Consider the following 8,802-nt stretch of genomic DNA (forward strand, 5'->3'; position numbering starts at 1 on the left):
CCGGTGTTACTGTCACTGACGTTCTGACACGGGGTGTGTCCGCCGATGCGGATGCTGAGATCAAACCCGCCGAACCTGATGCAGGTAATACTGACGAAGGGATGTCAAGGCGATGACGCCTGTTGTATCCGCGGACCCTGTCCGCTTCACCGACCGACTCTGGGACGCGTCCGCGCACATCAGACGCGCGATCGACGATCTCGAATTCCTCCGACTGCTCGGCGCGGGGACCCTGCCACTCGACGCGTTCCGTCGCTATCTGGAACAGGATTCGCTGTATCTCGGTGGCTACGTCAAGTCGCTGTCCCTGCTGGCGGCGCACGCCCCGACACCGGCAGCCGGAGCCTTCTGGGCCGGCGCTGCAGCGAGCGCGATGGACGAGGCCGACTCACACGAGGCCATGCTCACCGGAGACGTTCTTCCGTCCTCCACCGAGACACCGACGCCCTCGCCCGCATGCCTCGGCTACACCTCCTATCTGACGGCCATCTGCGCGACCGAGCCGTATCCCGTTGCGGCGGCAGCTGTTCTGCCGTGCTTCTGGATTTACGCCGACGTCGGCCGATCGCTCGCCGGAGCGGCGAAAGCCGTGCTGGCACGAGACCCCGGTCATCCCTACGCGCAGTGGGTGGCCAACTACGACGCACCCGAATTCCATGCCATCGTCGATGCCGCGAAGGGCTTCGTCGACGTCGCGGCCGACTCTGCGACGGAACTGCAGCGTGAACAGATGATCGACGCCTTCGTCGTCGCGTCGAGGTACGAATTGATGTTCTGGGACAGCGCATTACACCCCACTCCGTGGCCGTCGACCGAGAGCGCGGTGCACGCATGAAGACGTCTCGACTGCTCACGGTGATGGCGGCGACAGTCCTCGCGACCACGGTGATGGCCGGCTGCTCACAGTCGACGGATTCCGACACCATCCGTTTCGCCCTCGACTGGACTCCCAACACCAATCACACCGGCCTCTACGTCGCCCTTCAGGAGGGCTACTTCGCCGACGCCGGGCTCGACGTGGAAGTACTGCCGTACAACAACACCGCCGCGGACACGCTCGTCGATGCAGGCAACGCCGAGTTCGGTATCAGCACACAGAGTTCGACGGTCTTCGCCAGATCGGCCGGGGCTCGAACCGTGTCCGTCCTCGCACCGCTGCAGCATTGGGCCACCGGCATCGGAGTGCGCGCGGATCGGGACGACATCGCGAGCCCACGCGCACTCGACGGCAAGGTCTACGCCGGGTTCGGTGAATCAGGGGAGCAGGCCGGACTCCGGCAGGTCATCGAGAACGACGGAGGCACAGGCGAATACGAGACCGTCGTGCTCGGCACATCCGCCTACGAGGCGGTGTACTCCGGCACTGCTGACTTCACGGTGTCCTACCTCGCGTGGGAGGGCATCGAGGCAGAGCACAGCGGAACGCCGATGAAGTACTTCGATTACACCGACTACGGGTTCCCCGACGCCTACGCCATCACCATCAGCGGAAACGAACCATGGCTGGCCGCACATCCGGGCGAGGCGAAGAAGTTCGTGCAGGCACTCCAGCGTGGCTACCAACTCGCAGCGGACGATCCGGACAGGGCGGCTCAGGATCTGATCGACGCCAATCCCGGCACGTTCACCGACGAGTCGTTGGTGTTCGAGAGTCAGAAGATGCTCGCAGAGAAGTACATGAAGGATTCCGCGGGCGAGGTCGGACGACAGAGTATCGACACGTGGACCGCGTACTCCAAGTTTCTCTACGACAGCGGGGTACTCGCCGATCAGAACGGTGCACCGCTGAGCGCCGAACCGGACTGGTCCACCTACTTCACCGATGACTACCTCGGCGATCGATGAGCCGGTGACCGCCGAGCGAGATAGTTTCTCGCTCAGCGGTATCCGAGCTTCCTTGCGGTGGGCGTGGCCTGCGGTGACCGTCGTCGTCCTGTCGATCGCGGTGTGGCAGATCTATGTCCAGGTCAGCGGCATCAGGCCACAGGTACTGCCCTCCCCCGGCCGCGTTGTCGCGCAGGGTTGGGCCCAACGCGAGGCGATTGCCGAGAACGCCGCAGCGACACTGCAAGTGACACTCGTCGGGTTCGCGGTCTCTCTCGTGCTGGCCTGGCTGCTCGCGATCGCCGTGGACTTCTCACCGTGGCTGCGCCGCGCGTTCGTTCCCTTGTTCGTCGTCTCGCAGACACTGCCGATCGTCGCCATCGCACCGCTGCTCATCATCTGGTTCGGGTTCGGACTGCTACCGAAGATTCTCGTGATCGCATTGGCAACGTTCTTTCCCATGGCCATCGGGCTCATCGAGGGGTTCGCCGCCGCAGATCGCGACGCGCGCGCCCTGCTGTCCAGCATGGGGGCGAGCCGCTGGCAGCAGTTCCGATACGTACGGCTGCCGTCGGCACTTCCCCGCTTCTTCACCTCGCTTCGCATCGGCATCACCTACGCCGTTGTCGGCGCGATCTTTGCCGAATACGCCGGGGCCACCGCAGGACTCGGCATCTACATGAGTCAGCAGAAGAACTCGTTCCGTACCGATTTGGTTCTTGCAGCCGTTGCGGTCACCGCGGTGATCAGCGTGCTCCTGTTCGTCTCGACATTCGTGGTCGAGCGGTTCGTCGCCCCGTGGGCGCGTCAGGGGTCGGCGGGCCACAATGTCTGAACTCGAGCACAGCATCGACATCTCTGCTCTGAGAAAGTCGTTCGGAGGAAAACCGGTACTCGACGGCGTGTCGTTCGGCGTCCGGCCCGGTGAATTCGTGTCGATCATCGGTCCGAGCGGCTCGGGCAAGAGCACGGTGTTCAACATGCTCGCCGGCCTCGATACACCCGATTCGGGCTCGGTCCGAGTCCCGCCGTGCGCGTACATGCCGCAGAAGGACCTGTTGTTCCCGTGGCGATCGGTGCTCGACAACACCTCGCTCGGCCTCGAAGTACAAGGCGTCGCCAAGAAGGAGGCACGAGCTCGGGCACGCGAGTTGTTCCCGGTGTTCGGTCTCGACGGGTACGAATCCGCACGCCCTTCCGAACTGTCCGGGGGCATGCGGCAACGAGCAGCACTGCTGCGCACCGTGGTGCAGGGACGATCGGTGTTGCTGTTGGACGAGCCCTTCGGGGCGTTGGACTCGTTGACCCGTACCGACATGCAGGCCTGGCTGCAGCAGGTCTGGTCGGAGTTCAGGTGGACGGTGCTGATGATCACGCACGACATCCGCGAGGCGGTCTACCTGTCCGATCGGGTGGTGGTGCTCTCCCCACGACCCGCCCACGTTCGACGACAGGTCGACGTAGCGCTGTCTCGACCCCGGGAGCTCGCAATCGTCACGACGCCGCAGTTCGCCGCCGTCGAGAAGCAGCTGATGGATGTTCTGTCGAGCGCACCGAACCATTGACCCAGTCGACGCAGAGCTCAGTCGACGCAGGGGATGCCGCCGTTGCTGTGCACACCCTGGTCCGGGGCGGCCGGTAGATCCTGAGACGGCTCGGGTACGGCTGGCGCGAGCGGTGGTGGTGCCGCGTCCGACGTCGGATCGAGGGCCGCGGGCGTCGGCTGCGCAGGACCGATCAATCGCGCCGCCTCGGCTCTGATGGCGTCGACGTCGACGAGATTTACGTCCTGACCGTCGACGGTGTCGTAGCCCGTGATCGGCAGCGTGTAGAAGTCGATATCGCCCTTCAGGACGGCACCGGCTCCCCCGGCCAGGCCGATCGGGTCCAGGGACGCGTCGACGACGATGTCGTTCTTGGTACCCGCGATCAACGCACGCAATTCGCCGATGTTCGCCAGCACGCCGGATGCGCTGAGCTTGGCCATCACTCCGGCCACGAACGCCTGCTGCCGCTTGGTTCTGTCGAGGTCACCGTTGTCGAGTCCGTGCCGTTGACGTACGAAGGACAACGCCTGTGTCGCGCTCAATTCCTGCGCGCCCGCAGGGAAGTCCGCGCCCGAGTACGTATCGTGCACCGGGTTGTTCAGGCAGACCTGGATCGGGCCGACTGCCGTCGCCACATCGTAGAACCCCAGAAGATTGACTTCGGCGAAATGGTCGATGGGCACATCGAGGAGATCGCGAACGGCCGTCAGCGTCGAGCGGCGCCCCGCCTCGCGTGCTCGACGCTCACGCTCGGCCGCATCGGTGACACCCTCGTCGAGCAACTGGGTGTCGGCGTCGGCCTTGGCGAGCCCGTAGGCCTCCTTGATTTTTCGCTTGCCGTACCCGGGAACGTCGACGTAGTCGTCACGCGGTATCGACAGCGCTGTCGCGCGCCCACCGCCGGCCGGAAGATGCACCAGCAGCAGCGTATTGGTGTTGTATCCCCCGACGTCGCTGTCACCGGCATGCAGGGTGTCGGTGACGAACGCGGCCGGCAGATCGTTGCCGTCCATGTCCTTACGACTGTCGAGCCCGATCAACAGAATGTTGGTGTCGGCACCGTTGACATCCGGATCGTTGTTCGCGATTCCGTCGAGCGCATCGGAGGTGGTCAGTCCGGTGGTTGCCTCCCGGTACACCGCGAATCCGATGCCACTGACTGCCACCGACGCCACCGACGCCGTCGCGACGATCACCCGTCCGATCCGGAGCGCAACGGGGTGGTCGCCGGACGGACGCGCCAACCGGTGGCGTCCCGGTCCACGTTCGATGCCGCTACCCGGGCCGTTCGGTTGCACCCTGACAGGCTACTCGGATCTCATCCGGGCGAGATCGTGCCCAAACGCCGCGCGAGCTCGTCGACGGCCGACAATGCCGCATCGAGGCTGGCCCGAGCCTGCGGAATCTTCGGTGCCAGACCGGCAACCCGCTCGGCAAGGGTCAGGTCGATCGGGACGAAATGTACGTCCATGCCCAGTGCGGTGCCGAGAACCTGCCGCAGCTGTCCCGTGGTGTGGTCGATCGACGCTGCCTCCGAGCCCGGGGCGTAATCGTTTCCCCGACTGGTGACCACAACGGCAGGCTTGCCGACGAGTGGTGCTGTGTCGCCGTCGAACGGCACCGTGATGCCGGGAACGTGCACGTAGTCGATCCATGCCTTCAGCGTCGACGGGATCGACCAGTTGTACATCGGCGCACCGATCAGTACGACGTCCGCGGAGATCAGTTCCTCGATCAGCTCGACTTGAAGAGCCTCGGTTGCCGCGTCCACGGCCTCGTCGGCAGTCCGCAGGTGCCGTGCCCAATGCAGTGCCGAGGTCGGCAGATGAGGCAGTGCGTTGACGTGCAGGTCACGGCGAATCACCGAATGGTCGGTTCCGATGCTGTGCCACGCGTCCGAGAAGTGGGCTGTCACCCGGCGGCTGATCGAACGGGACAGGTCGGCAGACGAATCCAGGTGCAACAACTGCGGCACTGAAACACTCCTCGGATGGTGGGTGTCTCGAGCCTATGCGAACCGCACGCTCCTATCCTGGTCGGATGGACTTCCGATTCGTCACCCGCGCGCTGAGTTCGCGCTCCGCCGCACGAATCACGACGGCACTGCGCGAGAACACGGACACGGACGTCGATGTCCTTCTCGGCGGAGTGTCGGTGGACCTGGACGACTCCGCGCGCGCTGCTGTGATGGAACTGCTCACCCAGCTGGCCACTGCCAGGGCTGTGGCCATCGGAACCGTCGAAGAACTGTTGACGACCTCGCAAGCGGCAGAGGTACTCGGTGTCTCCGACACCTACGTCCGGCGGCTGGCCGACGCCGGAGACCTACCGATCGAAATGCGTGGCACCCACCGACGCTTCCGGCTGGAAGACCTTCTGCGACATCGTGATCGATTTCGCTGACGGTCTGCGGTGGCCGATCAGCCGGCCTCGCGCTCGAACTGCTCGGACTGCAATGTCATGAGGTCACGAAACGCGTGGCCGGCCGCGCGCCACAGTTGTTCCGAATCGATGTAGTCCACGCCGCGAATGTCGACGTCTCCCAGATACGCCCCGACGTCCACCGACAGCATCCCGATCACCGACGACACCTCTGCATCGAGGTATGTCACCCGCGTGTTCTGGAGTTCTCGAAACTGCGTCGAGAAGAACTCCGCCGGAATTCTCCGATCGACGAACTGTGCGATGAGAAAAAGGAAGCGCGACGAATGAGCGGATGCCGCTCGGTGTGACTGCTCCATGGTGAATACCTCTCCCCACGGTCGACAGCACCCCTCGCACTGTCGACCGTCGAGCTCGCTGAGACCCGAAACCCGATGCACAGACGAACTCTCGAGCATCGATTCGACCCAGCGATTGAAACAGGGAGCTCGTCGTACAAGCGCCAGGTTAATCAGACACTTCGACGGCTTCCTCACGTTGCGTGAAGTTGGTGACAGCTCACAAAATCACCGCATTCAGCTGCAAGTTCTTACTGAAAAGAACCGAGGGGGGCGCGATCTGGAGTGTCCAACTGCCAGAACTGCCAGCCGTCCCGCTCCTCGACATCTCCGCTGATGTGCGTGGCGACGGCACTGGCGGCGACGGACGGGTTGTCGAACCGTCGACCCTCCATCGGCCCGGCCGTGATTTCCAGACGCTGAGTCTCCGGGTCGAATCGCCCACTGAGCCGGTACCCCTCGCAGTCGGCCACCACCCGCACCCGGTTGTCGATCACTTCTTCTTCGACGACGACCTTGGACTTTCGCGTTGCTTTGACCCGAGGCGTGCGGACCCACGTCTGCTCGGGTCCGACGTCGACCGACGTGTCCAGAGTTGCGCTCAGTCCCAGCAGATCCCAACGTTCACTGCCGTGAGCCACCCTGTCGACTGCGATCGCGTGATGCCCGGTTCGTGTCCGCAGCGGCGAATCCTGTACCCACAGATCCACTTCTCCACGAATATCCGACGCCATCTCCTCGGAGGACACCATGTAGAACCGCGGTTCCTCGGCGGCCAGGTCCACGAACACCCAGTACGACGACCCCGTGTCGTCACTCTCGAGCGACTCGTCCTGCCTGCGGGCCTTCCAGTCGCCCGTGACCTTCGATCGCACCCGCACGATGCACGAGGACTTACCGTCCATCGACCAGACCTGAACGGGATTGCGACGCGAGGTGGTCAGACGCTCCGCGCGTCCACCGCGCTGTGCGACGGTTCTGATGAAAGCCTTGATTCCCCGGTCGGATGTGTCTTCCACGGTTTGCCGCCTTAAGCCTCGAGCGCCCCGTACTTATGAAGAGAGGTGTTGCGACGGGTGGCGCTCGCACGACTCGGTTTCCCTCAGCCTACTGCGTCGATGCCTGCTCGAGTAACTACCGAACAATCGCCGTTCGGCTGCCGGTTACCGTGGAGACATCGAACACTGCCAGGAGGTACCGCAATGCCGGTGACGATCACCCATGACACCGCCGCCCACCGATTCGAGATTCATGTCGACTCGGAACCCGCCGGCTACTCCGAATACTTCGAGTCGAACGGCGTCCGCACCTTTCACCACACCGTGACACTGCCTCGGTTCCGGGGCAGGGGGCTGGCCGCTGCACTCACCGAACATGCCCTCGACGACACCAGCACGCAGGGCCTCCAAGTGGTCCCTGCGTGCTGGTTCGTGCGCGACTTCATCGACGCAGCCGGCGATCGATATTCACATCTGGTCAATCGATGACCGATCGGCGATCTGCCGAGACCGATCCGGACCCGATACCGGATTCAGAACAGCCACCGTTTCCGGGGGTTTCATCGCCGTTTCCGGTGGTTGCCTCATCCGATTCCTGAACGGTTTCGCTTCGTTCCTGTGCCGCAACAGTTTCCGAAGCCCGCTCGGCTGCTACGCGACGCCGTTCGTAGTTCTCGACACCCCGGGCAACCCGTTGTCGATGTTCACTCAGGACATGTTCGTAGTACATCTGTTCTCCTACAGAAAGAATGGACGCCTCACACGGAGCACAGCCGTGCGGCGCAAAATAGTCGACGCGTCGTTGTCGAGGCTCATCGGCCTCGATCCGCGAAAGCTCTACTCAGAGAGCCTGATCGGCAATAGCCGCGGACCGCGTGTAGACGACGCCCCTGCCTGCGAGCTCGAAATTTGCTGCCATTGTCCACCTCCACGATCGATGCGGTGTACCCGTACGACGATCATGCACTGCCGAGTCATCGAACTCCACCGATTAAATTCGGCGCTCGAGAATTGTTGTGCAGCTGGGCGTTCCAGGGGCGCGCCCGAATGAGTGGTGGAGTGTCGCCCGACTACTCCGATTCGGTTGGGCGACAGGACTTCCCGGTCGAAGCAAACGCACGCGCGTTTGTCAGGTGCGCGCAGTCCGGTGTCGCTGTTCTGCTCGCGTCCGGCGAACGCGCTCGCGTGTGCGAACGGGGTGGGGTGGCGCCTCAGCGGCCGACACGGTTAGGGATCACCGATCCCCTTTGTCTGCGCGATGCGCTCGCGTATGCGACGTGCGGTGGGTGTTGCGAGCGAACGTACGGCACTGCCGGAGGCGACGTGATGCCGGCACCTCTGGTGCTATGCGAATGCGCGCGCGTTTGTCGGGTGCGTGCGGTCTGGTGTCGCTGTTCTGCTCGCGTGTGGCGAGTGCGCGCGCGTTTGTCAGGTGCGCGCGGTGTGGTGTCGCTGTTGTGCTCGCGTGTGGCGAGTGCGCGCGCGTGTGCGCCCTGGGGGCGAGGGGGCGGGCGGTCCGTATGGCGATGATGGGACTGGGGGGGCAGGTGTCGATGCCTGCGCGTTCAGTTCAATGAGAGCGGCGAATACTGTTGTGTGGGTAGTGGTTTCGAATGCAGAATGCCCCTGACCACGGGTGGTCAGGGGCATTCTGGGATGTTGTGTTCGGCGGTGTCCTACTCTCCCACACCCTGTCGAGTGCAGTACCATCGG

The 8,802-nt window shown here is 63.8% G+C and carries 10 protein-coding genes and 1 riboswitch; of the genes, 6 read left to right on the forward strand and 4 right to left on the reverse strand.

Annotated elements, in window-relative coordinates; all coding sequences use genetic code 11:
* Positions 1 to 19: 19 nt before the first annotated feature.
* Positions 20 to 119: riboswitch (TPP riboswitch) on the forward strand.
* The 4 genes from QM588_RS24525 to QM588_RS24540 all read left to right on the forward strand — a co-directional run bounded on the left by QM588_RS24525 (position 113) and on the right by QM588_RS24540 (position 3,389).
* Positions 113 to 835, forward strand: a complete 723-nt coding sequence (locus QM588_RS24525) for a TenA family protein (RefSeq protein WP_283317201.1) — start codon at positions 113 to 115, stop codon at positions 833 to 835. (Overlaps the previous riboswitch by 7 nt.)
* A complete protein-coding gene (locus QM588_RS24530) occupies positions 832 to 1,845 on the forward strand; it encodes an ABC transporter substrate-binding protein (protein ID WP_442972972.1) in 1,014 nt (337 codons plus the stop codon). The genes QM588_RS24525 and QM588_RS24530 overlap by 4 nt, the downstream gene beginning before the upstream one ends.
* On the forward strand, positions 1,823 to 2,659 hold the full coding sequence (locus QM588_RS24535; protein WP_283317203.1) for an ABC transporter permease: 837 nt from the start codon (positions 1,823 to 1,825) through the stop codon (positions 2,657 to 2,659). The genes QM588_RS24530 and QM588_RS24535 overlap by 23 nt, the downstream gene beginning before the upstream one ends.
* Complete coding sequence (locus QM588_RS24540) at positions 2,652 to 3,389, forward strand: ABC transporter ATP-binding protein (RefSeq protein WP_283317204.1); 738 nt, start codon at positions 2,652 to 2,654, stop codon at positions 3,387 to 3,389. The genes QM588_RS24535 and QM588_RS24540 overlap by 8 nt, the downstream gene beginning before the upstream one ends.
* A gap of 17 nt (positions 3,390 to 3,406) precedes the next feature.
* On the opposite strand, the gene QM588_RS24545 is transcribed toward QM588_RS24540, so the two are convergent.
* Together QM588_RS24545 and QM588_RS24550 are read right to left on the reverse strand one after the other, a co-directional pair.
* On the reverse strand, positions 3,407 to 4,669 hold the full coding sequence (locus QM588_RS24545) for an LCP family protein (RefSeq protein WP_283317205.1): 1,263 nt from the start codon (positions 4,667 to 4,669) through the stop codon (positions 3,407 to 3,409).
* Between the two features lie 20 nt (positions 4,670 to 4,689).
* Complete coding sequence (locus tag QM588_RS24550; RefSeq protein WP_283317206.1) at positions 4,690 to 5,346, reverse strand: FMN-dependent NADH-azoreductase; 657 nt, start codon at positions 5,344 to 5,346, stop codon at positions 4,690 to 4,692.
* Positions 5,347 to 5,411: 65 nt separating this feature from the next.
* Between QM588_RS24550 and QM588_RS24555 the strand changes: the two genes are divergently transcribed.
* Complete coding sequence (locus QM588_RS24555; protein ID WP_283317208.1) at positions 5,412 to 5,774, forward strand: helix-turn-helix domain-containing protein; 363 nt, start codon at positions 5,412 to 5,414, stop codon at positions 5,772 to 5,774.
* A gap of 17 nt (positions 5,775 to 5,791) precedes the next feature.
* Here QM588_RS24555 and QM588_RS24560 read toward each other — a convergent pair whose 3' ends face one another.
* Both QM588_RS24560 and QM588_RS24565 read right to left on the reverse strand, forming a co-directional pair.
* Positions 5,792 to 6,112, reverse strand: a complete 321-nt coding sequence (locus QM588_RS24560) for a homoserine dehydrogenase (protein WP_283317209.1) — start codon at positions 6,110 to 6,112, stop codon at positions 5,792 to 5,794.
* Positions 6,113 to 6,342: 230 nt separating this feature from the next.
* Positions 6,343 to 7,110, reverse strand: a complete 768-nt coding sequence (locus QM588_RS24565) for a hypothetical protein (RefSeq protein WP_283317210.1) — start codon at positions 7,108 to 7,110, stop codon at positions 6,343 to 6,345.
* 183 nt (positions 7,111 to 7,293) lie between these two features.
* Here QM588_RS24565 and QM588_RS24570 point away from each other — a divergent pair, with 183 nt between their 5' ends.
* On the forward strand, positions 7,294 to 7,578 hold the full coding sequence (locus QM588_RS24570; RefSeq protein ID WP_283317212.1) for a GNAT family N-acetyltransferase: 285 nt from the start codon (positions 7,294 to 7,296) through the stop codon (positions 7,576 to 7,578).
* Positions 7,579 to 8,802: the final 1,224 nt, after the last annotated feature.

The organism is Rhodococcus sp. IEGM 1354 (genome assembly GCF_030056855.1).
Taxonomy (GTDB): domain Bacteria; phylum Actinomycetota; class Actinomycetes; order Mycobacteriales; family Mycobacteriaceae; genus Rhodococcoides.